This window comes from Nocardia violaceofusca NBRC 14427 (assembly GCF_963869435.1).
In the GTDB taxonomy this organism is placed as follows: domain Bacteria; phylum Actinomycetota; class Actinomycetes; order Mycobacteriales; family Mycobacteriaceae; genus Nocardia; species Nocardia aobensis.
Genome location: NZ_CAWMPM010000002.1, coordinates 1 through 24697 on the forward strand (window position 1 = coordinate 1; position 24697 = coordinate 24697).

Annotated in this window: 24 protein-coding genes; 16 read left to right on the forward strand and 8 right to left on the reverse strand. The window is 68.0% G+C overall.

Features of this window, described 5'->3' with window-relative positions; genetic code table 11:
- The 9 genes from AC5592_RS02030 to AC5592_RS02070 form a co-directional block, all read left to right on the forward strand.
- The coding region (locus tag AC5592_RS02030; RefSeq protein ID WP_198163738.1) for an NlpC/P60 family protein at nt 1–553 on the forward strand (553 nt) is incomplete at its 5' end.
- 96 nt (nt 554–649) lie between these two features.
- Entirely contained in the window at nt 650–1726 is a 1077-nt protein-coding gene (mraY, locus tag AC5592_RS02035; protein ID WP_036502335.1) for a phospho-N-acetylmuramoyl-pentapeptide-transferase, read from the forward strand.
- 190 nt (nt 1727–1916) lie between these two features.
- Complete coding sequence (gene moxR1 / locus AC5592_RS02040) at nt 1917–3086, forward strand: chaperone MoxR1 (protein ID WP_051024680.1); 1170 nt, start codon at nt 1917–1919, stop codon at nt 3084–3086.
- A gap of 26 nt (nt 3087–3112) precedes the next feature.
- Nucleotides 3113–4090, forward strand: a complete 978-nt coding sequence (locus AC5592_RS02045; RefSeq protein ID WP_036502331.1) for a DUF58 domain-containing protein — start codon at nt 3113–3115, stop codon at nt 4088–4090.
- A complete protein-coding gene (locus AC5592_RS02050; RefSeq protein ID WP_036502329.1) occupies nt 4087–5091 on the forward strand; it encodes a VWA domain-containing protein in 1005 nt (334 codons plus the stop codon). The genes AC5592_RS02045 and AC5592_RS02050 overlap by 4 nt, the downstream gene beginning before the upstream one ends.
- Nucleotides 5092–5147: 56 nt before the next feature.
- Nucleotides 5148–5867, forward strand: a complete 720-nt coding sequence (gene fabG1 / locus AC5592_RS02055; protein ID WP_063063205.1) for a 3-oxoacyl-ACP reductase FabG1 — start codon at nt 5148–5150, stop codon at nt 5865–5867.
- Nucleotides 5868–5930: 63 nt separating this feature from the next.
- Entirely contained in the window at nt 5931–6767 is an 837-nt protein-coding gene (gene inhA, locus AC5592_RS02060) for an NADH-dependent enoyl-ACP reductase InhA (protein ID WP_036502325.1), read from the forward strand.
- 20 nt (nt 6768–6787) lie between these two features.
- A complete protein-coding gene (locus AC5592_RS02065; RefSeq protein WP_063063206.1) occupies nt 6788–7837 on the forward strand; it encodes a ferrochelatase in 1050 nt (349 codons plus the stop codon).
- Nucleotides 7838–7951: 114 nt separating this feature from the next.
- On the forward strand, nt 7952–9565 hold the full coding sequence (locus tag AC5592_RS02070; RefSeq protein WP_063063207.1) for an FMN-binding glutamate synthase family protein: 1614 nt from the start codon (nt 7952–7954) through the stop codon (nt 9563–9565).
- 20 nt (nt 9566–9585) lie between these two features.
- On the opposite strand, the gene AC5592_RS02075 is transcribed toward AC5592_RS02070, so the two are convergent.
- The gene (locus AC5592_RS02075; protein WP_063063208.1) at nt 9586–10335 is read right to left on the reverse strand and encodes a S1 family peptidase; all 750 of its coding nucleotides are present in this window, start codon (nt 10333–10335) and stop codon (nt 9586–9588) included.
- 51 nt (nt 10336–10386) lie between these two features.
- On the opposite strand from AC5592_RS02075, the gene AC5592_RS02080 reads away from it, so the two are divergent.
- Together AC5592_RS02080 and AC5592_RS02085 are read left to right on the forward strand one after the other, a co-directional pair.
- Nucleotides 10387–10878, forward strand: coding sequence for a pyridoxamine 5'-phosphate oxidase family protein (locus AC5592_RS02080; RefSeq protein ID WP_063063209.1), 492 nt, complete (start codon nt 10387–10389; stop codon nt 10876–10878).
- A gap of 74 nt (nt 10879–10952) precedes the next feature.
- The gene (locus tag AC5592_RS02085) at nt 10953–11822 is read left to right on the forward strand and encodes a hypothetical protein (protein WP_063063210.1); all 870 of its coding nucleotides are present in this window, start codon (nt 10953–10955) and stop codon (nt 11820–11822) included.
- Here AC5592_RS02085 and AC5592_RS02090 read toward each other — a convergent pair.
- From AC5592_RS02090 to AC5592_RS02100, 3 genes are all read right to left on the reverse strand, one after another.
- Nucleotides 11819–12628, reverse strand: a complete 810-nt coding sequence (locus AC5592_RS02090; RefSeq protein ID WP_036502313.1) for an Rv1486c family protein — start codon at nt 12626–12628, stop codon at nt 11819–11821. The genes AC5592_RS02085 and AC5592_RS02090 overlap by 4 nt on opposite strands.
- An 82-nt stretch (nt 12629–12710) precedes the next feature.
- Nucleotides 12711–15065, reverse strand: a complete 2355-nt coding sequence (locus tag AC5592_RS02095) for an arylsulfatase (protein ID WP_063063211.1) — start codon at nt 15063–15065, stop codon at nt 12711–12713.
- A gap of 367 nt (nt 15066–15432) precedes the next feature.
- Entirely contained in the window at nt 15433–16650 is a 1218-nt protein-coding gene (locus AC5592_RS02100; RefSeq protein ID WP_371507065.1) for a pyridoxal phosphate-dependent aminotransferase, read from the reverse strand.
- Between the two features lie 86 nt (nt 16651–16736).
- Between AC5592_RS02100 and AC5592_RS02105 the strand changes: the two genes are divergently transcribed.
- Complete coding sequence (locus tag AC5592_RS02105) at nt 16737–17330, forward strand: winged helix-turn-helix transcriptional regulator (protein WP_036502286.1); 594 nt, start codon at nt 16737–16739, stop codon at nt 17328–17330.
- Between the two features lie 14 nt (nt 17331–17344).
- Here AC5592_RS02105 and fadD8 read toward each other — a convergent pair whose 3' ends face one another.
- Together fadD8 and AC5592_RS02115 are read right to left on the reverse strand one after the other, a co-directional pair.
- Nucleotides 17345–18964: a fatty-acid--CoA ligase FadD8 gene (gene fadD8, locus AC5592_RS02110; protein WP_051024679.1), complete on the reverse strand. Its 1620-nt coding sequence runs from the start codon at nt 18962–18964 to the stop codon at nt 17345–17347.
- Between the two features lie 32 nt (nt 18965–18996).
- Nucleotides 18997–19737, reverse strand: coding sequence for a glucose 1-dehydrogenase (locus AC5592_RS02115; protein ID WP_063063212.1), 741 nt, complete (start codon nt 19735–19737; stop codon nt 18997–18999).
- Between the two features lie 205 nt (nt 19738–19942).
- Between AC5592_RS02115 and AC5592_RS02120 the strand changes: the two genes are divergently transcribed.
- A complete protein-coding gene (locus AC5592_RS02120; protein ID WP_036502283.1) occupies nt 19943–21013 on the forward strand; it encodes an NAD(P)H-dependent amine dehydrogenase family protein in 1071 nt (356 codons plus the stop codon).
- Entirely contained in the window at nt 21010–22074 is a 1065-nt protein-coding gene (locus AC5592_RS02125) for an NAD-dependent epimerase/dehydratase family protein (protein WP_063063213.1), read from the forward strand. The genes AC5592_RS02120 and AC5592_RS02125 overlap by 4 nt, the downstream gene beginning before the upstream one ends.
- A 46-nt stretch (nt 22075–22120) precedes the next feature.
- Here the strand turns inward: AC5592_RS02125 and AC5592_RS02130 are convergent, their stop codons facing one another.
- A complete protein-coding gene (locus AC5592_RS02130; protein WP_063014844.1) occupies nt 22121–22351 on the reverse strand; it encodes a hypothetical protein in 231 nt (76 codons plus the stop codon).
- 160 nt (nt 22352–22511) lie between these two features.
- Here AC5592_RS02130 and AC5592_RS02135 point away from each other — a divergent pair, with 160 nt between their 5' ends.
- Entirely contained in the window at nt 22512–22811 is a 300-nt protein-coding gene (locus tag AC5592_RS02135; RefSeq protein ID WP_036502275.1) for a hypothetical protein, read from the forward strand.
- A 77-nt stretch (nt 22812–22888) separates the two neighbouring features.
- On the opposite strand, the gene AC5592_RS02140 is transcribed toward AC5592_RS02135, so the two are convergent.
- Nucleotides 22889–23500, reverse strand: a complete 612-nt coding sequence (locus tag AC5592_RS02140; RefSeq protein WP_232329157.1) for a TetR/AcrR family transcriptional regulator — start codon at nt 23498–23500, stop codon at nt 22889–22891.
- Between the two features lie 91 nt (nt 23501–23591).
- Here AC5592_RS02140 and AC5592_RS02145 point away from each other — a divergent pair, with 91 nt between their 5' ends.
- The gene (locus tag AC5592_RS02145; RefSeq protein ID WP_084506275.1) at nt 23592–24671 is read left to right on the forward strand and encodes a Gfo/Idh/MocA family protein; all 1080 of its coding nucleotides are present in this window, start codon (nt 23592–23594) and stop codon (nt 24669–24671) included.
- Nucleotides 24672–24697: the final 26 nt, after the last annotated feature.

The window sequence follows — 24697 nt, forward strand, 5'->3', positions numbered from 1 at the left end:
CGCCGCCGATCAGGCGGCGCAGGACCGCGCCGCCGAACTCGGCGCGGGCAAGCGGCCGCACACCCAGCTGGACAACGCACCGCCGCCGCGCCGGTCGATGTCGACCCCCAGCCGGCCCAGCGGCAGCCGCTCCGAACTGATCGAGACGGTCGTCGACCGCGCGATGTCGCAACTCGGCGTCACCTACGCCTGGGGCGGCGGCGACGAGGACGGGCCCACCAAGGGCATCCACGACGGCGGCGTGGCCGATTCCTACGGCGACTACAACAAGGTGGGCTTCGACTGCTCGGGCCTGATGATCTACGCCTTCGCCGGTGTCGGCATCTCCCTGCCGCACTACAGCGGCTACCAGTACACGATGGGCACCCGGGTCAAGGTCGCCCAGCGCGAGCGTGGCGACATGCTGTTCTGGGGGGCCAACGGCAGCGAGCACGTCGCGCTGTACCTGGGCGACGGCAAGATGATCGAGGCGCCCGAATCCGGTGACGTCGTGAAGATTTCGCCGGTGCGCGAGGGCGGCATCATGCCGTACGCGATTCGCCTGATCACCTGACGCACCTCCGAATGATCTTGGCTACCATGCGAATCGGCACATATCGTGCCGGTCCGTTCGGCACGAGCCGAGAGTTCGGCAGTAGTTGGGGTATTGATGAGGCAGATCCTGTTCTCGGCGGCGATCGCACTCGCGGTCTCGATCACCGTGACGCCGTTGCTGATCAGGTTGTTCGCACGCCGGAATCTCGGCCAGCAGATCCGCGTCGAGGGACCGCAGAGTCACCAGGCCAAACGGGGCACGCCCACCATGGGCGGCATCGCCATCGTGGCGGGGTTGTGGGCCGGTTATCTGGGTTCGCACCTGATCGGCCTGCGCTACGACGCCGACGGGCCGTCGGCGTCCGGGCTGCTGGTGCTCGGCCTGGCCACCGCGCTGGGCTTCGTCGGCTTCCTCGACGACTTCATCAAGATCCGCAAGCATCGCAATCTGGGTCTGACCGCGACGGGCAAGTACATCGGGCAGATCGGCTCGGCCGTGATCTTCGGAATCCTGGCGCTGCGCTTTCCCGGCAGCACCGGGCTGACCCCGGCCAGCCGGCAGGTGTCGTATGTGCGGGACTGGCCCACGGTGGCCTTCCCGCTGGTGGTCTTCCTGCTGGCGGTCTGCTTCGTGGTGGTCGCCTGGTCCAACGCCGTGAACATCACCGACGGGCTGGACGGCCTGGCCGCGGGATCGATGGGTTTCGCGCTGGGCGCCTACGTCATCGTCACCTTCTGGCAGTACACCAATTCCTGTGCCGCCCACGCGCTTCCGGGCTGCTACAGCGTGCGTGACCCGCTCGACCTGGCCGTGGTGTGCGCGGCCGGTGGCGCCGCCTGCATCGGATTCCTGTGGTGGAATGCCAATCCGGCCAAGATCTTCATGGGCGATACCGGGTCGCTGGCCCTGGGCGGGCTGCTGGCCGGAATCTCGATCACCACCCGCACCGAATTGCTGATGGTGGTCGTGGGCGCGTTGTTCTTCGCCGAAATTCTGTCCGTGGCGTTGCAGATCGCGGTTTTCCGCACCACCCGCAACCGGTTGTTCAAGATGGCGCCGTTCCACCACCATTTCGAACTCGGCGGCTGGCCCGAAACCACGGTGATCATCCGATTCTGGCTGCTCGCGGGCATCGCGGCCGCGGTGGGGCTGGCGCTGTTCTACGCCGAATATCTGGCCGCGGTGGGCTGATCCCGCCGCGGCCACCCGCCGCGACACGGCAATTCGGAATCAGCGCATTCCGGACACCGTCGAGTGCCTTCCGATCCGCCCGGAAGGCCTGGCCCGCGACATTGTGCGAGCCCAGTTGCGGCAATCTTGCTCGATACCTGGAATAGTTGGGGCGGCACGCATGGAGACCGAAGCGAAAGCGGGGAGTTTGGTGACTTCGACGGACGATGTGAGCGCTGGGAGTGCGGTGAAGCAGGCGGAGGCCGCCTCGGGCACTTTGGAGCGTGACGTCGCGACCCTGGAGAAGGCGATCTACGAAGTCAAACGGGTCATCGTCGGTCAGGACCGGTTGGTCGAGCGGCTGCTCGTCGGCGTTCTGGCTCGCGGGCACGTGCTGCTCGAGGGTGTGCCCGGTATCGCCAAGACGCTGGCGGTGGAGACCTTCGCGAAGGTGGTCGGCGGCAGCTTCTCGCGCGTGCAGTTCACCCCCGACCTGGTGCCCACCGACCTGATCGGTACCCGCATCTACCGGCAGGGCCGCGAGGAATTCGATACCGAACTCGGCCCGGTCGTCGCCAACTTCGTCCTCGCCGACGAGATCAACCGCGCGCCCGCGAAGGTGCAGTCGGCACTGCTCGAGGTCATGGCCGAGCGGCACGTGTCGATCGGCGGCAAGACCTACCCGATGCCCGATCCGTTCCTGGTCATGGCGACCCAGAACCCGATCGAGAGCGAGGGCGTGTACCCGCTGCCCGAGGCGCAGCGCGACCGCTTCCTGTTCAAGGTCGTCGTCGACTATCCGACGGTCGAGGAGGAGCGCGAGATCATCTACCGGATGGGTGTGACCCCGCCGGAGCCCAAGCGGATCCTCGAGCCGGCCGAACTGATCCGGCTGCAGAAACTGGCCGCCAACACCTTCGTCCACCACGCGCTGGTCGACTACGTCGTGCGCGTCATCGCCGCGACCCGCAAGCCGGCCGAATTCGGGCTGGACGACGTCGCGGGATGGATCGCCTACGGCGCCTCGCCGCGTGCCAGCCTCGGCATCATCGCCGCCGCCCGCGCGGTCGCGCTGATCCGCGGCCGCGATTACGTGGTGCCGCAGGACGTCGTCGAGGTCGTTCCGGATGTGCTGCGCCATCGTCTCGTGCTGTCCTACGACGCCCTCGCCGACGAGGTCAGCCCCGACGACGTGATCCGCCGGGTGCTGCAGACGGTCGGCCTGCCGCAGGTCGCCACCCAGGCCAACGCACCCGCCCAGGGCGGTCCCGCGCCGATGCCGGCTCCGGGTCCGCAGGCTGCCGCGCCGCAGCCCATCGCCCCGCATCCGGCCGGTCAGCCGCAGAACGGTCAGGGCGCCGGGCAGCCGCAGCGCCAGTGAGCGGGGCATCGGATTCGGTTGCGCCAGTGACGAACTCAGCTCACGTCCCCGCTCATCCCGACAGCGCCCCGCCGTCGTTCCGGTCCGGAGATCTGCGCGATCCGCGATTGTCGGCCGCGCTGAAAACTCTGGAGCTGACGGTGCGCCGCCGCCTCGACGGCGTGCTGCACGGCGATCATCTCGGCCTGATCCCCGGCCCCGGGTCCGAACCCGGGGACGCGCGGATGTATCAGCCGGGTGACGATGTGCGCCAGATGGATTGGTCGGTCACCGCCCGCACCACCCATCCGCACGTGCGGCAGATGATCGCCGACCGGGAGCTCGAGACCTGGCTGGTGGTCGACCTGTCGGCCAGTCTGGACTTCGGCACCGCGCTGTGCCAGAAGCGTGATCTGGTGGTCGCGGCGGCTGCCGCGGTGACGCATCTGACCAGCGGCGGCGGCAACCGGGTCGGCGCGGTCGTCGCCAACGGCGAACGGCTGTACCGGATTCCGGCCCGCACCGGCCGGGTGCACGCCCAGTCGCTGCTGCGCAGCATCGCGACCACCCCCCATGCGAGCGACGGCGTGCGCGGCGATCTGCGCGGCGCCATCGAATCGCTGCGCCGGCCGCAACGCAAACGCGGTCTGGCCGTTGTCATTTCGGACTTCCTCGGCGAGATCGACTGGCAGCGTTCGCTGCGCGCGATCTCAGGCCGTCACGATCTGCTCGGTGTGGAGATCCTCGATCCGCTGGATCTGGATCTGCCCGATGTCGGTGACGTGGTGCTCCACGATCCCGAAACCGGCCGCACCCGCGAATTCACCGTCACTCCCACCCTGCGCGCCGATTTCGGCCGTGCTGCCCAGCAGCATCGCGAACAGGTCGAGGCGGCGTTGCGTAGTTGCGGCGCGCCCGTGATGACGCTGCGCACCGATCGTGACTGGATCGCCGACGTGGTCCGTTTCGTGTCCACTCGGCGCCACACCTTCGGCGCCCCGACCGGGCGGGTGCCCCGACAGTGAGTATTTCGCATTTCACGTCCGCGATCTGGCTGGCATTCCTCATCGTCGTCGCCGCGATCGCGCTGCTCTACGTGCTGGTCCAGCGGCGGCGCAAACGCCACATGCTGCGGTTCTCCAATATGGAGACCCTCGAAAGAGTGGCGCCCAAGCGTCCCAGCAACTGGCGGCACGCGCCGGTGGCGCTGATGCTGGTGGGCCTGGCTCTGCTGACGGTCGCCGCGGCGGGTCCGCAGGCGGCCGAGAAGGTGCCGCGCAACCGGGCCACGGTCATGCTGGTGATCGACGTGTCGTTGTCGATGGAGGCCACCGACGTGCCGCCGTCCCGGATCCAGGTCGCGAAGAAGGCCGCGACCGATTTCGTGGACGGTCTCACCCCGGGGATCAATTTGGGCTTGGTGACCTTCGCCGGTACCGCATCGGTGCAGGTCTCACCGACGACCAACCGGGAGGCGATGAAGGCGGCGATCAACAATATGAAGCTCGCCGAACGGACCGCCACCGGTGAGGGCATCTTCAGCGCCCTGCAGGCCATCGACACGCTCGCCTCGGTGCTGGGCGGGGCGCAGACGCCGCCCCCGGCACGCATCGTGCTGATGTCCGACGGCAAGCAGACCGTGCCCGACGACAAGGACGTCGACAACCCCCGCCACGGCTTCGTCGCCGCCCGGGTCGCCAAGCAGAAGAGCATCCCGGTGTCGACCATCTCCTTCGGCACCACCTGGGGTTCGGTCGAGATTCCGGATCAGGACGGCAAAGGGTCGCAGCGCGTCCGGGTTCCGGTCGACGACGACTCCTTGCGCGAGATCGCCAAGATCTCCGGCGGCGACTTCTACACCGCCTCCACGCTGGAAGAACTCAGCGCCGTCTACGACACCCTGGACAAGCAGATCGGCTACGAGATGCAGATGGGTGATGCCAGCCGGCCGTGGCTGCTCCTGGGTCTGCTGCTGACCGCTGCGGGTGTGGTGAGCGGTTTGGTCTATCGTCAACGCCTGCCATAACGGGTACCGCGCAACCCGGCCACGACAGTCGAACTCGAACAGATAGGTTGACATTCATGTCGAACTTCACTTCCCGATCGGTCCTGGTGACCGGTGGCAACCGCGGTATCGGTCTCGCGGTGGCCCAGCGGCTGGCCGCCGACGGGCACAAGGTTGCCGTCACCCATCGCGGATCGGGCGCGCCGGAAGGTCTTCTGGGCGTGAAATGCGATGTGACGGACGCGGATTCGATCGATGCGGCCTTCAGTGAGATCGAGGCCAAGCACGGTCCGGTCGAGGTACTGGTGGCCAACGCCGGCATCGTCGACAACACCCTGCTCATGCGGATGAGCGAGGAGCAGTTCACCCGCGTCATCGACGCCAACCTCACCGGCGCGTGGCGCTGCGCCAAGCGCGCCAACCGGGCGATGCTGCGGGCCCGCTTCGGCCGCATCATCTTCCTCGGCTCGGTTGTGGGGCAGATGGGTGGCCCCGGCCAGGTGAACTACGCGGCGGCCAAGGCCGGTCTGGTCGGCATGGCCCGCGCGATCACCCGCGAGATCGGCTCACGCAACATCACCGCCAACGTGGTGGCGCCCGGCTTCATCGACACCGATATGACCCGGGAAGAGATGACCGCGGACATGCGCGAGATGGCGCTGAAGGTCATTCCCGCGGCCCGCATCGGCCAGCCGGAAGAGGTCGCCGCGGCGATCAGCTTCCTGGCCTCCGACGACGCGTCCTACATCACCGGTGCGATCCTGCCGGTCGACGGCGGCATGGGCATGGGCCACTGAGCAACCGGCTACCGAGCCCCCGCCGACTTCCCATCCGAGTTTCCCGAGGAGAATTCACCACCCATGAGCGGAATCCTGGACGGTAAAACCGTCCTGATCACCGGCATCATCACCGATTCGTCGATCGCCTTCCATGCCGCCAAGGTGGCGCAGGAGCAGGGCGCGAAGGTGATCATCACCGGTATCCCCGAGCGGCTGCGCCTGATCGACCGCATCGCCAAGCGCCTGCCGCAGGAAATCGCACCCGCGATCGGCCTCGACGTCACCAACGAGGACGACCTCGCCGGTCTCGCCGACAAGGTGCGCGAGCTCGCGCCCGAGGGCATCGACGGCGTGCTGCACTCCATCGCCTTCGCCCCGCGCACCCTGATGGGCCCCGACGCGCTGCCGTTCCTCGACGGCCCGGGCGCCGACGCCGCCAAGGCCTTCGAGATCTCCGCGTGGAGCTACGCCTCGCTGGCGCGCGCGGTGCTGCCCGCGATGAACGAGGGCGGCTCGATCGTGGGCATGGACTTCGATCCGCGCACCGCGATGCCCTTCTACAACTGGATGGGTGTGGCCAAGGCCGCCCTGGAGTCGGTGAACCGCTATGTGGCGCGAGAGGTGGGCGAGGCCAAGCGTGTTCGTTCCAACCTGGTCGCCGCGGGCCCGATTAAGACCCTCGCCGCGAAGGCGATCGCGGGCACGGCCACCGACGACGCCAAGCAGCTGAACATGCTCAACACCTACTGGGACGGCGCCTCGCCGATCGGCTGGGACGTCGACGACCCGACCGTGGTCGCCAAGTCGATCGTCACCCTGCTGTCGGACTGGCTGCCCGGCACCACCGGTTCGATCATCTACGTCGACGGCGGCGCCAGCCACAACACCTGGTTCCCCGAGAACTGGTCGGCCAACTGAGAGCCCGGAGGTAATCAGCCGTGACCGGGACCGTCGACGCACTGCTCCTGCTGTCCTTCGGCGGTCCCGAACGCCCCGAGGACGTGATGCCGTTCCTGGAGAACGTCACCCGGGGCCGGGGCGTGCCGCGCGAACGCCTCGACGAGGTGGCCCAGCACTATTTCCACTTCGGTGGCGTCTCGCCGATCAATGCGCTCAACCGCGACCTGATCGCCGCGATCGAGGCCGAATTCGCCGCGCGTGCAGTGGATCTGCCGGTGTACTTCGGTAATCGCAACTGGCATCCGATGATCGAGGAAACGGTCGCCACCATGCGCGCCGACGGCATCGGCCACGCCCTGGTGTTCCCGACCTCGGCGTGGGGCGGATATTCGGGGTGCCGCCAGTACGACGAGGACATCGAGCGTGCCCGCGCCGCGGTCGAGGGTGCGCCGGAACTGACCAAACTGCGGCAGTACTTCGATCATCCGCTGCTGATCGACTCCTTCGCCGACGCGATACGCGCGGCGGTGCGCGAACTTCCGGCCGACTCGCGCGACCGCGCCCGGCTGGTGTTCACCGCCCATTCGATTCCGGTCGCCGCCGACGTCGCGGCCGGACCGCCCGCCGACGGCGGTCACCTCTACAGCCGCCAGGTCGCCGATGCCGCCCGATTGTGTGCCGCGGCAACTGGTTTCGACGATTTCGACGTGGTGTGGCAGTCGCGTTCGGGACCGCCGCAGGTGCCGTGGCTGGATCCCGATATCGTCGACCATCTGGAAGCGTTGTCCGGCAAGGGCGTCGAGGCCGTCGTGGTCTGCCCGGTCGGCTTCGTCTCCGACCACCTCGAGGTCGTCTGGGACCTGGACAACGAGGCCGCCGAGAAGGCCGCCGAACTGGGTATGGCCTTCGCCCGCGCCGCCACTCCCGGCCCGGATCCGCGCTTCGCCCGGATGGTCGCCGAACTGGTCGGCGAGCATCTCGACGGGGACGAACCCCGGCGCTCGGGCACGGTTCCCGGATACGGCTGCACCCGCAACGGGGCGATCTGCGCACCCGGATGCTGTGAACCGGTGCGCCGCCGAAAGTAACCGCCGCCGAGCGGGTATGCCCCCGGGTATGAACGGTAGGGTGTGCGCGGGCCGGAGTCCCGCGGTGTCGTGCTCGGTGGCGAGGACCCCTGTGCGAAAGGTGACGGTGGGGCGATGACGCGATTCTTCCTCTTCGGTCTGCTCACGGTGGCGGTGGTCGTCCTGGGCGTCATCGCGGCGATCGGTTCGTGGGCCTGGTGGATCCTCGCCGTCGGCGCGGGATTGCTCGTTCTCGTCGGCGCCTACGATCTGGTGCAGCGCCGGCATTCGATCCTGCGCAACTATCCGTTGCTGGGGCATATGCGCTATCTGCTGGAAAGTATCCGGCCCGAACTGCAGCAGTATTTCATCGAGCGGAATTTCGACGGCCGCCCCTTCGACCGCGACGTGCGGACGATGATCTACGAGCGCGCCAAGGGAATTCACGGCGAACTGTCCTACGGAACCGAGCGCGATATCGAAGCCGTCGGCTACGAATTCCTCGTCCATTCGGTGGCCGCGCTCCCGGAACCCGAGCGGCCGCCGCGCGTGCTGGTCGGCGGCCCGGACTGCCGGCAGCCCTATGCCATGTCGCTGCTGAACGTCTCGGCGATGAGTTTCGGCGCGCTGTCGGGGAATGCGCTGCGCGCGTTGAACATCGGCGCCGCCCGCGGCGGTTTCGCGCACGACACCGGGGAGGGCGGGCTGACGCCGTTCCATCTGGAGGGCGGCGCGGATCTGGTGTGGGAGATCGGTTCGGCCTACTTCGGCACCCGCACCCGCGACGGTCGTTTCGATCCGGAACAGTTCGCCGAGAAGGCCGGCTACGACCAGGTGAAGGCGATCTCGGTGAAGTTGAGTCAGGGCGCGAAACCCGGACTCGGCGGAGTTCTGCCGGCCGCGAAGGTGAGCGAGGAGATCGCCCGCTATCGCGGGGTGCCCGCACACGAGAAATGCGTCAGCCCGCCGTCGCATTCGGAATTCCACACCCCGCGCGAATTGATCCGCTTTCTCGTCCGGCTGCGCGAGTTGTCCGGCGGCAAGCCCGTCGGGTTCAAATTGTGCGTCGGGTCCCGCACGGACGTCCTGGCGATCTGCAAGGCGATGATCGCCGAGGGGACCGCACCCGATTTCATCGTCGTCGACGGTGCCGAGGGCGGTACGGCGGCCGCACCGCTGGAATACGAGGACCACGTGGGCCTCCCGCTGACCGACGGGCTGATGACGGTGCACAACGCACTCGTCGGAACGGGCCTGCGGGATCGGATCCGATTGGGAGCCAGCGGAAAGGTGGCCACCGGCACCGATATCGTCAAGCGCATGGTGCAGGGCGCGGACTTCACCAATGCCGCCCGGGCGATGATGATGGCGGTCGGATGCATCCAGTCCCAGCGCTGTCACACCAATCAGTGCCCGGTCGGCGTCGCGACGCAGGATCCGCGGCGTGCCCGCGCCCTCGACGTCGCCGACAAGGCCGAGCGGGTGCAGCGGTATCAGGAGGCCACGGTGCGCCAGGCGATGCAGATGATGGCCTCGATGGGCGTGCACGACCCCGCCGAACTCGATACCCACATGCTGCGGAAGAAGGTGGCGGCCAACGAGATCCGGTCGTACGCCGAACTCTACGAATGGCTCGCGCCCGGGGAGTTGCTCGTTCATCCGCCGGCGAGCTGGCGCGCCGACTGGGAGGCCGCCGATCCGGATTCGTTCCGCCCGGTCGCGCCCGCCCAGCCGGTCCGGGTGCGATGACTCCGAACGCGGTGATCTGATCAGAAGTCGAGTGCGGGCACCCGCGCGTACACACCGGGGAATCCGGGTTCGGCCGCACCCTTACCCCAGGAGGTGATGCCGGCGACCTTGCCGTCCACCAATAGCGGTCCGCCGCTGTCGAATTCAGCGGTGTCGGCGGCGGAGGAGCCCGCGCACACCGCCTCGGCCGGATCGAATTCGGCGGCGTAGGCGACCGCGCAGGCCGCATCGGGCACCAGCGGTACCGTCGCCGCCCGCAGCACGGTGTTGGACTGGTCGTCCTCGGAGGTGGCGCCCCAGCCGACCACCGTCGCCGTATCCCCGTGTGGCGCCCCCACAGCCACGGTCGGCAGGGCGACCGGTGCGCTCAGGACCAGCACGGCGACCGCGTGGTGATAGCTCAGATCGGTGCCGAACAGCGACACCCGGAAATCCGGGTCGATGCGGACGTCGGCGATTCCGATGGTGACGCCGCCGTGCCCGGCGACATCGGTGCGGCCGAAGGTCACCGTCGTTCCCGGCAGTGTGCGGGCCAAGGCCCCGCAATGGGCGGCCGTGAGTACCCGGTCGGGGGCGATCAGTGCGCCGGCGCAGAACTGCCCGCCCGGCCGCGTCGCGTAGACGGGCGAGCCGATGGCCGCCAGCCACGGATAGTCGGCGGCGTCGACCGGGGCACCGCCGACCACGGCGTGCGCCCCGGTCGGCGAAACCAGGGCGCAGGCGAACGCGGCGGCGACGGCGCCCGCCGCCCGGCGCGGAGAAATCTTCATGACGACCTCGATGTTGTATGACGTGCCCGCCGAAAGTTCTACCGTACGACTATGACGAGGTGGAGCGAATTCGCCGGTGCCGCCCCGCGTATCGCCGGGATCTTTGTGCGCCGCCACGTGGCGGCCGGCCATCTGTGCTTGCTGGCGACGACTCGCCGCGACGGTTATCCACGGATCAGCCCGCTGGAACCACGCCTGTTCGAGGGGCAGTTGTGGCTGGTGGGCATGCCGGGCACCCGTAAATTCGCGGATCTGCGCCGGGACCCGCGCTTCTGCCTGCACACCGCCACGGTCGACCCGCAGGTCGGCGACGGGGATGCCAAGCTGTGGGGCGTGGTGCGTGAGGTGGCCGATGCCGAGCTGCAGCGCAGGTGGGCCGAATCGCTGTACGCCGATACGGGTTTCGACCTGCGCGGACAGCGCCTGGATCCGTTCTTCGCCGCTGATATCACCGGCGCTTCGGCGGTCGAGGTGGGCGGCGGGCATATGGATGTGGTGATCTGGAAACCGGCCGAGGGGGAGACGGTGGTGCGCAAGCACTGAGCTCGTCGGGCCGGTCGCCGACGTTTCGCGCGGTAACTGGCTGCGATCAGCTAATTCACCGCTATTGTGCGGAGGTGGACATCGCGCTGGAGTGGGACCAGCATCCGGGAACGGGTTTGCGGCTGGCCGCCGAATTGGCGGGCCGCACCGGGTTGCCCCTGCTCGAAGATATCTCCGTCGCCGACGGCACCGCCGATCTGCTGGGCGTGATCGCGGCCCGCGGCGGCGGTGAGCTGCTGGGCTGGGCGGAGTTGCGCGATGCCGGCCTGGGGGAGGCGTGGGTGCAGGCGGTGTCCGCGCAGCGCCTCGTGCACTCGCTGTATCTGGGCCGTGCCGACGAGTCCGAACCGCAGGCGGACGAAACCGAGATGGTCTGCCGGCTGACCGCCGAGGCCGTGCGCCGGGCCACCGCCGCCGGATACCGGGTGTTGCGCTGGCAGGGCACCGATATCGGGCCGTCCGGCCGGGCCGCGGTCGAACTGGGTGCGCGGCGGGTCGACGAATACGCGCGGCTGTGGGAGCTGGACCTCACCCGGCCTCCCGTCCCGGACACCAGTGCGCCGCTGCGGCGGCTGGTGCACACCCTCGCCGAATCGGCCGACCCGCCGGGGCGGGTGCTGCTCACCACCGTGCTCTCGGCCCGGTCGGCGACGGAACCGATCACCACGATCACGACCTTCGCCGGGGGCGCCGAGGCCTACATCAGCGCCGAGGAGGGTTTCGCCCATCGCGAGGCCGACGCCGATCTGCTGACCGCCGCCTTCGGTGCGGTGGTAGCCGAACTGCGCGCCGTGATGCCCGACATCACCATGCTGCGGGTATTCGAATTCGACGACGAGGCGCTGCGCGCGGCACTGTCCCGGATCGGCATGCGAGTGTGCGGGCGCTACAACGACTACGAACTGAATCTGCCCGAGCCGCCTGCGGGCGAGGCCGCGACCTAGCGCGGACCGGCCGCCGCGTTCACCGCGGACAGGCGGGCGGCGCGCAGGGCGTTCCACAGCGGTCGCAGCAGCGTCTCCTGGGCCTGCACGGCGCTGGCCGAACTGGGGGAGGAGGGGGCCGTCTGCTGGGCCACGGTGAGGATCGCGGCCACATGGTCGGCCGAATCGAGGATGCGGCGGGCCCGCAGCGGCGCCGAGTCCGGATAGATGTGGCGCGAGCAGGCGGCCAGTTCGGCCTCGATCAACTCCCGCGGATCGTCGTCACCGCCGACCGCGGTGGTGTGTAACCGCATCAGCGCCTCCGCGGCCTCGCGTACCGCCTCCCGCATCGCGTACTCGGCCTCGCCGAGCGCCATATCCGGTGCGGGCACCGGAACCGGGGTGTGGAATACGGTCCACTGCAACGATTCCTCGTCGGTCCACTGCGGCACCAGCGCCACACCCTCGCCGCCGGGTACGCCGGCGATCACGCCCTCCTCGGCATCCATTGCCGCCGTGGCGAATTCGGTGCCCACCGGCAATCCGCGCGCATCGCCCGGCACCGGCAGTACCAGCCGCATCTGCGCACCCGGATCGGCCATAGCCTCGCGAATGACCTTGAGCAGGACCATGATTCCGGTGCCGGCCTCCAGCGGCTCGGCCGACGGCCACGGCAGTCCCGTCCGTCCGCCGGTCAGCGGGTCACCGGCGGCGACACTGTGCTGCGGCGACCAGGCGCGCAACGCGTCCAGCACGTCGTCGGGCGCGCTGCGGCCCGCCAGCCACGAGCCCGCCCACACCGTCAGCGTGGCACTGGGAGAACACATGGTTCGAGGATAGTGGTGCCGCGGCGATCCCGTGGGCACTGGTGCAGCTATCGTGCGCGCGGGGGTTGCCACGGCACCACCATCAATCCCGCGAAAAGGCTGCGGCGGCGGCCATTTCAAGGTCGAGATACGGTTTACCACTGACATCCTCGACGACCTGGTGCATGACTCCGCCGGTGAAGGGGAAGGGCGCGTGGTAGCGCGGGGATACCGACTGGCCGCCGTCGCGACCGACCCGGACACCCTCGCCGACGCCGGAGAACACGGTCGGCTGGGTCCGCATATCGTCGAGCGAACCCACCGGATTCTCGTCGATGTAGAGGACCGCCTCCCCGGTCGGGGTGAACTTGTCCGGCCGCGTGCCTTTCCGTTCGTAACGCATGCCCAGGATGTGGTCGCCCAGCGGTACCGGCCGGTCGGAGACCATCACCTGTTCCTCCTCGCCGAGGAAGTTGTAGACGTAGTACAGGTGGCAGTCCTGCAAGAACAGCGTGTGCCCGCCGAGTCGCCCGCCGTGGGCGAACAGCACGCCCTCGGCGTCGGGACTCGTGATCGTCGTCTCGGCGAGCAGCGCGAAGGATCGGCCGCGGATCTCCAAGGCGGCGCCCGGCCCCACCTCGGCGATGCCGGGATAGTAGACGGCGGTGTCGCGGGTCTTGGCATATGTCGGCCGGTCGCGCAGCATCACCGAGACGATGTCGAGGTCGTAGAGCGGCAGGCCGTTGTACTTCTCGGCCTCGGCGAACCACAGCGCCTGCAATTCCTCCAGCTTCTCGGGCCGATCGCCGGCCAGATCGTGCATCTGGCTGCGGTCTTCCTCGATGTGGAACAGCTCCCAGCGGTCGCTGTCGAAATGTCCCCAGCCCGACGGGCACGCCGCGTGCACGGTGTCGGCGAACCATCCCCGGTGCCAGATGCCGCGTGTGCCCAGCATCGAATAGAACTGCGTGTGCTTGCCGGTGTCGGCGTCCGGGTCGTCGAGCAGGGCCCGGAAGCTGACGCCTTCCAGTGGGCGCTGCGCCACGTTCTTCACCGTCTCCGGGGGCGTGATGCCTAGTAATTCGTAGATCGTCGGGGTGACATCGCAGACGTTGAGGTACTGGTGGCGAAGTTCGCCGCGGGCGGCGATCCCGGCCGGCCACGAGAGCAGACAGGCGTCGGCGATGCCGCCCTCGTGCGATGCGTAGCGTTTGTACAGCTTGTACGGGGTGTTGAACGCCATCGCCCACCCGATGCTGTAGTGGTTGTAGGTGGTCGGCGATCCCAGCTCGTCGAGTTTCGCCAGGCTGTCCTCGATCGTGTCGATATAGCCGTTGAAGAATTTCATCTCGTTGGCCGAGCCGTTCGGACCGCCCTCACCGCTGGCGCCGTTGTCGGAGAAGGTGACGATGATCGTATTGTCCAGCTGTCCGCTCTCCTCCAGATAATCGAGGAGCCGCCCGATCTGCGCATCGGTGTAGGACAGGAAACCGGCGAATACCTCCGCCTGGCGTCGGAACAGCCGTTTCTCGTCCTCGGACAGCGAATCCCACGCCCGCACCGTGTCCTGCAGCGGCCAGGGTTCACCGTTGCTTCCCGTGGCGTCCGCGTACGGGTTCATCGGAGACAGTTCGGTGTCCTCCGGGATCAGCCCCATGCGCTTCTGGTTCTCCAGCACGATCTCGCGGTATTTCTCATATCCCATATCGAATCGGCCGCGGTATTTGTCCGCCCATTCGCGCGGGACATGATGCGGCGCGTGACCGCATCCCGGGCACAGGTACATGAACCACGGTTTGTCCGGGGCGATGACCTTCGCGTCGCGGATGAACTCGATCGACTTGTCCGCCAGGTCTTTCGACAGGTGATATCCGTCCTCCGGCGAGTACGGCGGTGTGATCGGGTGGTTGTCGTAGACGAGGTTGGGATACCACTGGTCGGCTTCGCCGCCGAGGAATCCGTAGAACCGTTCGAATCCGCGCCCCAGCGGCCAATGACGTTTCGACGCCGCCAGATTGTTCTCCTCGAGCGGCGTCATATGCCATTTGCCGACGGCGTAGGTGTTCCATCCGCGTTCGGTGAGAACCTCCGAACACAGGGCGGTGTCGTCGGGAATCCGGCCGCTCATACTCGGGAAGCCGTCGGTGAACTCTTCGATGGTCGCCATTCCGACGGACGTCGGATTCCGTCCGGTGAGCAGGGAGGCGCGAGTCGGGGAACACAGCGCGGTCGTGTGGAACTGGGTGAATTGGATTCCGCGGTCGGCGATTCGCTGCATATTCGGCATCTCCACCAGCCCGCCGTAGCAGTCCCAGGTGGCGATTCCGATGTCGTCCCACACCAGATACAGCACATTGGGTGCGCCGCGCGGTGCGGTCGGTTCCGCGAACGGCTTCCAGTCGGCGACGGAATCACGGATATCGAGCGCGATATGTCCTTCGAATTTCTCGGCCACCATCCACCTCCGGACGGAGAGTCATCGGATCGTCGTCGATCCGGTCCGGGGCCGCCCCCGCACATGTCCATTCGTGGTCGTCGGGTGCGGCCTCGATGCCTGCTGAAAACTCTCGAGTTCGCACGAACCGCTGCTGGCACGAACCGCCGAGAGTCGATAGGGACTGCCGTGCGACGGCCACTCGTCCGGTTCGCGAACGGCATCCGGATACTGGCTGGTCACACCCTGTGCGCCCATAAATGGTACCGGGCGGAGGGGTTCGGAGGTGGGTTAGTGGAGAAAGAGGCGGTACACCGTCGGGCGCCCCGGTCAGGCGTGGTGGACGGTCCGGCCGCCGGTGGCCGGTTCCCCCGCCAGGCATCGAACGCGGCTATTGCCGGTAGGTGGACAAGAAGCGGCCGATGCGCTCGATGATGGATTCGAGTTCGTCGGCGTGCGGCAGGGTCGTGATCCGGAAATGGTCGGGTGTGGGCCAGTTGAAACCGGTGCCCTGCACGATATGCAGCTTTTCCTGCAGGAGAAGGTCAAGGACGAATTGCTCGTCGTCGCGAATGGCGTAGACGCGGGGATCGATGCGCGGGAACGCGTACAGGGCGCCCTTGGGTTTCACGCAGGTGATGCCCGGGATCGCGGTGAGCGCCTCCCACGCGCGGTCGCGCTGTTCGCGCAGGCGCCCGCCCGGCAGCGTCAGGTCGTAGATGCTCTGATGCCCGCCCAATGCGGCCTGAATCGCTTGCTGTCCCGGCACATTCGCGCACAGTCGCAGTCCCGCGAGCATGGTGAGACCCTCGAGGTAGCTCTCCGCGTGGCCGGTGGGACCGGAAACGACCAGCCAGCCGGAGCGCAGACCCGCGCACCGATAGGACTTGGACAATCCCGAAAAGGTCAGGCACAGCAGGTCGGGCGCCAGCGCGGCGATCGAGGTGTGGGTGAGTCCGTCGTAGTAGATCTTGTCGTAGATCTCGTCGGCGAAGACGACCAGGTTGTGACGGCGAGCGATGTCGAGGATCGGCCGCAGTACCTCGGGCGGGTAGACGGCGCCGGTGGGGTTGTTCGGGTTGATGAGCACGAGGGCGCGGGTGCGGTCGGTGATCTTGGCGGCGATATCGGCCGGGTCCGGATACCAGTCGGCGCCCTCGTCGCAGATGTAGTGCACCGCCCGGCCGCCGTTGAGGGTTGTCGCCGCCGTCCAGAGCGGGAAATCCGGTGCGGGAACGAGAACTTCGTCACCGGTCTCCAGGAGCGCGGTGAGTGCCATCATGATCAGTTCGGAGACGCCGTTACCGAGAAAGACGTCCTCGACGTCGATGTCGGTGACCCCGAGGGTCTGGTAGTACTGGACCACCGCGCGCCGTGCCGGCAACAGGCCTTTCGAGGATGAGTAGCCGCTCGAGACCGGCAGCGTCCGGACGATGTCCTGCAGGATCTCGGCGGGGGCCTCGAAGCCGAAGGGCAGTGGATTGCCGGTGTTGAGTTTGACGACGTGATGGCCCTCGGCTTCCAGTCGCGCGGCCTGTTCGGCGACCGGACCGCGGATCTCGTACGAGACCCCCATGAGTTTGCTGGACTGGTTGACCTGCATGAACATCCCCTTCCGGCGTGTAGGCCGCCTACTGTACTTGGTTATTCCAAGTTTGTGCTTGGATTTTCCAAGTGCTGGGATAGGGTGGGGATGTGCCACGCCGAACCTATGACCACTACTGTCCGGTCAGCCGCGCGCTCGAAGTCGTCGGCGACCGCTGGAATCTGCTGGTGGTTCGCGAATTGTGCTCGGGGCCACGGCGATACAGCGATCTGTTCGCCGACCTTCCGGGCATCAGCACCGATATACTGGCGGCCCGGCTGAAGGATCTGGAACGCGACGGCATCCTCACGCACCGCAGGGTGGGGTCGCGTTCGGCAGCCGCCGTCTACGAGCTCACACCCACCGGCGCGGCGCTTCGGCCTGTGCTGCAGGCACTCTCGGAATGGGGGGCGCCGCTACTGGGGCAGCGTCGCGCCACCGACGCGGTGCGCGCGCACTGGTTCGCGCTGCCGCTGGGCCGCGCGATCGCCGACGTCGTGCCCACGGGGACGGTGACCGTGCACATCGGCGACACGGCATTGCACTACGTCATCGGCGCGGCGGGAATCAGTCATCACGAGGGCCCCGCGCCTGCCGCCGACCACGAATTCCGGTTGGGGATGGCGGAGGCGACCGAGATCGCCACCGGCGCACGACATCTCGCCGATGTCGTGGGGGAGCCGGGGCGCGGGGGCCGCTCGTAAGGCCGGGTGACTACCTACCGATCGAGTTCGGCGGTGACGAGGACCTGAACGGCCTTCTTGTCGACCTTGCCGAGTCCCGTCAACGGCAGCGCATCGACCACGATGACGTGTTTCGGAGCTTGGACCGAACCCTTGCGGCGCTTGACATCCTGCTGGATGTCATCGATCGCCGCGGCCACCGCGTCGGGATCGGCGGCGGTGGCCGGATCGAAGACGACCGCGGCGGTCACGGCCTCACCCCAGCGCGGATCGGCGACACCGACGACGGCAACGCCCTGGACGCGGGCGTCGGCGGCGATGACATCCTCCACCTCCCGGGGAAAGACGTTGAAGCCGCCGGTGACGATCATGTCCTTGCTGCGCCCGACGATATGCCAGAAGCCGTCGGGATCCTCGCGCGCGAGATCTCCGGTGTGCAGCCAGCCGTCGCGGAAGGTCTCCGCGGTGACCTCCGGCAGGTTCAGGTAACCGCCGGCCAGCAGTGGCCCGGATACGCAGATCTCGCCGACCTCGCCCGGCGCCACCCGCTGTCCGTCCGTGCCGATCAACCCGGTGCGCAGCGCCGCCGACGGCCGGCCGCACGAGGTCAGCCGCGCCTCGTCGTGCTCGTCCTTGCCCAGATAGCTGATCACCATGGGCGCCTCGGACTGGCCGTAGTACTGGGCGAAGATGGGGCCGAACCGGGCGATCGCCTGCGTCAGGCGTTTCGGATCGATCGAGGAGGCGCCGTAGTAGATCGTTTCCAGCGACGACAGATCGCGCGAGTCGATATCGGGATGGTCGAGCAGCGCGTACAGCATCGACGGCACCAGCATGGTCGCGGAGATGCGGTGTTCCTCGATGGCGCGCAGCACCTCACCGGCGTCGAATCGCGGAAGTACCACGCATTGCCCGCCCTGCAGCACCACGGGCAGGAAGAACGCGGCGCCCGCATGCGACAGCGGTGTGCAGATCAGGAATCGCGGGCGCTGCGGCCATTCCCATTCCGAGAGCTGGATCTGGGTCATGGTCGCCATGGTGCCGGCGGTGCCGATGACGCCCTTGGGCTTTCCGGTGGTGCCGCCGGTGTAGCTGATCGAGACGACGAAATCCGGTGGGATATCGACCGCTTCGATCGGTTCCGGAGTGAATTCCGCTGCGGCGGAGATCAAGTCGACGCCGATATCGGCCAGTTCCTCCGGGACCGGGCCGAGGACGAGGATCCGCTTCAGCTCGGGCACCCGGTCGGCGAGTTCGCGCGCCCGCCGCACGAACGCCGGCTGCGGATCGATGACCAGATTCGTGATGCCGGCATCAGTCAGCACGTGCACGTGGTCGTCGAGGCCGCCCATCGGATGCAGTGCGGTGCGCCGATGTCCGGCGATCTGGCCGGCGCCGAGGATGAACAGCACCTCGGGGCGGTTGAGGGCGAGCAGTGCGCTCGGAGTGCCGAGCCCGACCTCGTGGGCGGCGAACGCGGCGATGTAGCGGCTGATGGCGTCGATGACGTCGGCGCCGGTGAGGACGGTGTCGCCGAGGGTCATGACCGGCTCGCGCCGATGACGTCGCAGCCCGGCGAGCAGGGCGTGTCCGTTGTGGGTCGGCAGCCGCAGCAGGGTCGCGGGATCGATTGTGCTGGTTCCTGTTTCGGGCATGTCTGTGCTCCTGGAGGGGAAGTCGTGCGGGGTCAGGAGGTCTTGTGCGGTACCGCGGTCACCAAGCCGCCGTCCACGACGAATTCCGAGCCCGTCGCGTACGAGGATTCGTCGCTCGCCAGGAACAGCACGAAGGTCGCCACCTCTTCGGGCTGGGCCGGACGGCCCAGCGGAATCGTCACGAGATCGTCGGGAATGGTGGCGGTCATGGGCGTGCGGATCAGCCCGGGATGCAGCGAATTCACGCGAATGTTGTGCTGCGCCAACTCCAATGCGGCCGACTTCGCCAGGCCGCGCACGCCCCATTTGGAGGCGACGTAGCCGTGGGCCCACGGCGCGCCCCGCAGTCCCTCGATGGAGGAGACGTTGACGATGGATCCGCCGCCGGCGGCGATCATCGGATCGACCGCGGCCTGCATGCCGAGAAACGTTCCGGTCAGGTTCACGTCGAGGATGCGGCGCCACTGTTCCAGTTCGAACTTGCGCAGCGAATTGCCGTTGACGATGCCCGCGTTGTTGACCAGCACGTCGAGTTTGCCGAATTCGCCGACCGCCGTGGACACCGCCGCCGCCCAGTCCTCGGGGGCGGTCACGTCGAGGTGCACGAAACGCGCGGCGTCACCGAGTTCGCCGGCCAGAGCCTTACCTTCGTCGTCGAGGATGTCACCGATCACGACCTTGGCGCCTTCGGCGACGAGCAGCCGCGCATGGGCCGCACCCATACCTCGCGAGCCCCCGCTGATGAGTGCAATTTTGCCGTCTACACGTCCCATGCCGGTGACGCTACCATGCAAACTGGAACATGTTCTAGACACTGTTCCAGAGCTCCGACCGCTGTTCGCGCGGGTGATCTGTTGTCGGTCGGCGAGAGGTCGTAGTACTGTCCAGACACTTGTCCGACTGCGGCTTGCCGGTCACCCGCCGATACGGCGGCGACGCCGACCGCCTGCGGTGCCGCGGCGACCCGAGGAGAAACGAATGCCCATCCGCGTCGTGCACATCGGCACCGGCAATGTCGGCCGGCTCGCACTGGCCGGTTTGATCGAGGACCCGCGCTTCGAACTGGTCGGCGTGTGCGTCTCGACGAAGGAGAAGGTCGGCAAGGACGCCGGCGAACTGGCCGGCCTGGACGTCAGCACCGGCATCCGCGCGACCGGTGACCTGGCGGAGTTGCTCGCCCTGCGCCCGGACTGCGCGGTCTACTGCGCGATGGGCGATACCCGGCTGCTGGAAGCGCTGGAGGACTGCCGCCGCATCCTGGCCGCCGGCGTCGATCTCGTCGGATCCGCCCCCGGACTCCTGCAATATCCGTGGAAGGTGTTGCCGGACAAGTTCTTCGCCACCATAGAGGCGGCCGCGCGCGAGAGTGATGCGAGCATCTTCATCACCGGCATCGATCCCGGCTTCGCCAACGATCTGATTCCGCTCGCCTTCGCCGGCACCTGCCGCAATATCGAACAGGTGCGGTGTTCGGAGATCGCCGACTACGCCACCTACGACGGTGCGACGGTCATGTTCGACGTGATGGGATTCGGCAAACCCCTCGACGAGGTGCCGATGCTGCTGCAGCCCGGGGTGCTCGGCATGGCCTGGGGCACGACGATCCGGCAACTCGAGGCGGGGCTGGGCATCACCGTCGATGAGATCACCGAAACCTACGAACGGGAACCGGCGCCGGAAAGCTTCGACATCGCGGCCGGGCATGTGCCCGAAGGGTCGGTCGCGGCACTGCGGTTCGAGATTCGCGGGATGGTGAAGGGCCGCCCGGTCATCGTCATCGAACACACCACCCGGTTGCGGGGCGACCTGCGCCCCGATTGGCCGCAGCCGGCCCAGCCGGGCGGGTCCTACCGGGTCGAGATCGTCGGCGAACCCTCCTATACCGTCGACATCTGTCCCACCAGCCGCCACGGCGACCACAATCACGCGGCGATCGTGGCCGCCGCGGGCCGGATCGTCAATGCCATCCCCGCGGTGGTCGGCGCCCCCGCCGGAATCCGCACCGCCCTCGACCTGCCACTGATCGCGGGAAGCGTTGTGGCGGAATGACTTCGGGACCGATACTCGTTACCGGTGCGTTCGGGCTGGTCGGCACCGCGCTGGTGCGCACCCTCGCCGCACGCGGGTCCCGCGTGGTCGCCACCGACCTCGACATCCCGGCCAACCGCCGCGCCGCGCGGGAGTTCACCGGTGCCGGCGTGGAGGTGCGGTGGGCGGATCTGACCGTGCCGCAACAGGTTCGCGAGCTGGTGCGATCGGTGCGCCCGAGCGCGATCGTCCATCTCGCCGCGATCATCCCGCCGGTCTGTTACCAGCGCCGCGGCCTCGCTCGCGCCGTCAACGTGGAGGCCACCGCCACGCTGCTCGACGCCGCGGCCGAGCTCACCGCGCCGCCGCGGTTCGTGCTCGCGTCGAGTATCGCGGTCTACGGCCCCCGCAATCCGCATCGGCCCGGCGGACCGCTCACGCCGGGCACCCCGGTGCGGCCGACGGATCTGTACGGCGCGCACAAGGCGGAGGCCGAACAGCTGGTGCGGGCGTCGCGACTGGAGTGGGTGATCCTGCGGCTCGGCGGCGTACTCACCGTCGAGCCGATGCTCGGCCTGGACGCGGACATGCTCACCTTCGAGGCGGCGCTGCCGGCCGACGGGCGAATCAATACGGTCGACGTGCGCGATGTGGCCGCCGCGTTCACGGCCGCGACCGTCACGCCGTCCGTCCGTGAGGTCTTCCTCATCGGCGGCGACGCGTCACATCGGCTGCGTCAGAACGATATCGGCGCCTCGATCGCCGCCGCCTCCGGATTGCCGGGGGCCATCCCGCGGGGACTGGACGGGGACCCGGACAGCGATGCGGACTGGTTCGCCACCGACTGGATGGATACCGGGCGCGCCCAGGAAGTGCTGCGCTTCCAGCATCACTCCTTCCCGGATATGCTCGCCGAAATCCGTTCCAGGACAGGAAGATGGCGGTTCATCGCCCGCCCGTTCGGTCCGGTGATGCGCTGGTATCTCAGGCGGTTGTCGCCGTACCGCGACGGCTCGCGGACATTCGCCGACCCGTGGGGCGCGATCCGCGCACGATTGGGCGATCCGGAACCGGATCGCTGATCACCGTGGCTGCGGACGCGCAACCTGTCCGGAGCCGGGGCGGACGTCATCGATAGATGATCCGCGTCGCGACATGTTCGACCGAGCAGGTGCCGCTGTGCAGTGAGTAGCCCATGCTCGCGGTCAGCACTGTCCCCAGGTAGACGGCCTCCAGTGCCTTCATGCGCTCCGGGTCGACGTCGGAGCCGGTCGCCGCGCGAATGCGCCGCCGGATTTCCGGTGCGATCAGGGTCCGGGTACTCGCGACGTCGAACGGGCTGTGCGGTGTTGTCGCCATAGCGTGTCGTTTCTTCCCCTCCGGTACGGAGGAAGTGGCTGAGATTCTCGGCGCCACGGAGGTGGACACCTGTCTGGACAATATTACACTTTGACAGGTACCGCAAAGTCCGACCGCCCCGCAGCCATGCGGCGGGGCCCGTCAATTCCGTGAGTGAACGATGACCGACGAAGAACAGGCAATCATCGATTTCGCCGTACTGTGGCTGCCCTACGGCGGGCCACCCGACGAGGAGATCCTCGTGCGTTTCGGCATGAGCGAGCGGCGTTTCCGCGCCCGGCTCGCCGACATCGTCGCCGATCGCGGCACGAGTGTGGATCGTGCGTGGCGACAGCGAGCGGCCGTGCTGCTGCGTACGTATCTCGGCGGCGAACCGCAACTCGACCTCTCCCGCACCCGCCCTCGGCCGTGGGACGGCGCGGACGGCCCGGCCGCCGGCAACCCCGCCGCGCGGAAGTAACTGTGCACGAATCGGTTTCGACCGCACTGGGGCTGCGTGATGGTGTGCGCAGCGGAAACCCGCTCGTCGTGGGGGATCTACGTGTCGTCGTCCAAGAGGGCGCGCAGCGCCGAGTCGGCGACCTGTCGCAACTCGTCGCGGCTGCGCCCGGCCGCGGCCTGGACGGCGATGCCGTCGGAGATGGTGTGGACGAGTGCGGCCAGGGCGGCGGGATTGTGATGGGAGGGCAGGTCACTGGCCTGCTCGAGCCGTCTGCGTAGGGCCGCCTCGCCCGCTTTGCGTACCGTGACGGCGTCCTGGTGTGCGGTGTGCGCGTCGGGCGCGCAGGCTTGAACGGTCTTGACGCACAAGCAACCACGGGGCGTGCTGTCGCCTGCTGTCAGGTCGACGGCTCCGTGGATCAGTCGCTCCACGACCTCGCGGCCGGTAGGCGCGTTGAGCGCGGCGGCCGCGTAGGCGCCGGGGCCGTCGAGGTAGCGTGCGAGGACCTTGCCGAACAGTTCCTCCTTGTTACCGAAGGCGGCATAGAGGCTGGGCTTGTTGATGCCCATCGCCGTGGTCAGGTCGGCCAGTGAGGTGGCTTCGAAGCCGTTGCGCCAGAACGCCTCTACTGCGCGGTCGAGTGCGGTGTCTGTGTCGAACGAGCGTGGGCGTCCGCCGGGCATGCGATCCTCCGGTGTCCTCTCCATATTCTTTACCTATCGGTACATTACCTCTTGCCTGTGGGCGTGGCAGCCTCTACTTTCTTACCGAAAGGTACATAACTAGAGGGTGGAATTCATGATCCGAGTCGGAGTTGTCGGGGCCAGCGGTTGGGCGGGTAACTCGCACCTGCCCGCGCTCACAGCGCTCGAGGAGTTCGAGGTGACCGCGGTCGCGACCACCAACCAGGTCAGCGCGGACCGGGCGGCGGCCGCTCATGGCGTACGGCTCGCCTTCGCCGACGCGGGCGAACTCGTCGCGCACCCCGAGGTCGACGTGGTCGTCGTCTCGGTGAAGGCATCCGCGCACGCTGCCGTGATCAGGGCAGCGCTCGCCGCCGGTAAGCACGTCGTGTCCGAGTGGCCGCTGGGCATCGACGCCGACGAAGCGGGCGAGCTGACCGAGGCCGCCACCGACGCCGGCGTCGTCCACGCGGTCGTCCTGCAGGGCCACCATTCCCCGAGCGCCCGCTTCGTCGCCGACCTGCTGGCCGCCGACCGGATCGGTGCGCTCGAATCGGTCGCCCTGGTGGCGGAGGGCGCGCCCTGGGGCGGCAGTCGAATATGGCCGAGCCTCGTGTTCGGGCTCGACCCTTCGGAGGGCACCGACATCCTCACCATCATGGCCGGTCACTTCCTGGCCACACTCGAATGTGTCGCGGGCCCACTGACCGAAGTCTCCGCACGGCTGCCCCGCACGCACGACCGCGTGCTCATCGCCGGGACGGAGCAGACGGTGCCCAACGCCACGCCCAGCCACGTGCTGCTGCACGGACTGCTGGCCGGCGGCGCCACCGCATCGGTCGCCGTGCACGGCGGCAACGGCCCCGCCCGGTACGGCTTCCGCCTCGAGTTCGTCGGCAGCGACGAAACATTGACCGCCACACCGACCCAGCCCGGGACATTCATCCACTGGGGCGACTGGGACATCCGGATCGGTGACGAGATCCTGCCTGTTCCCGACACCTATCGCACCGTCCCGGCCGGCATCCGGTCCGGCCCGCCGGCCAATGTCGCAGCGTTCTACCAGGAGGTCGCTCGGGCCATCACCGAAGCCAGACAACCACATCCCAGTTTCGAGACCGCCCTGCGGCACCACCGGCTCCTCACTGCCATCGAACAGTCGGCAGCCGATGGAATCGTCCGGCGCATCTCGTAGCCGGCAAGGAGTTTCAGGTGAACCCG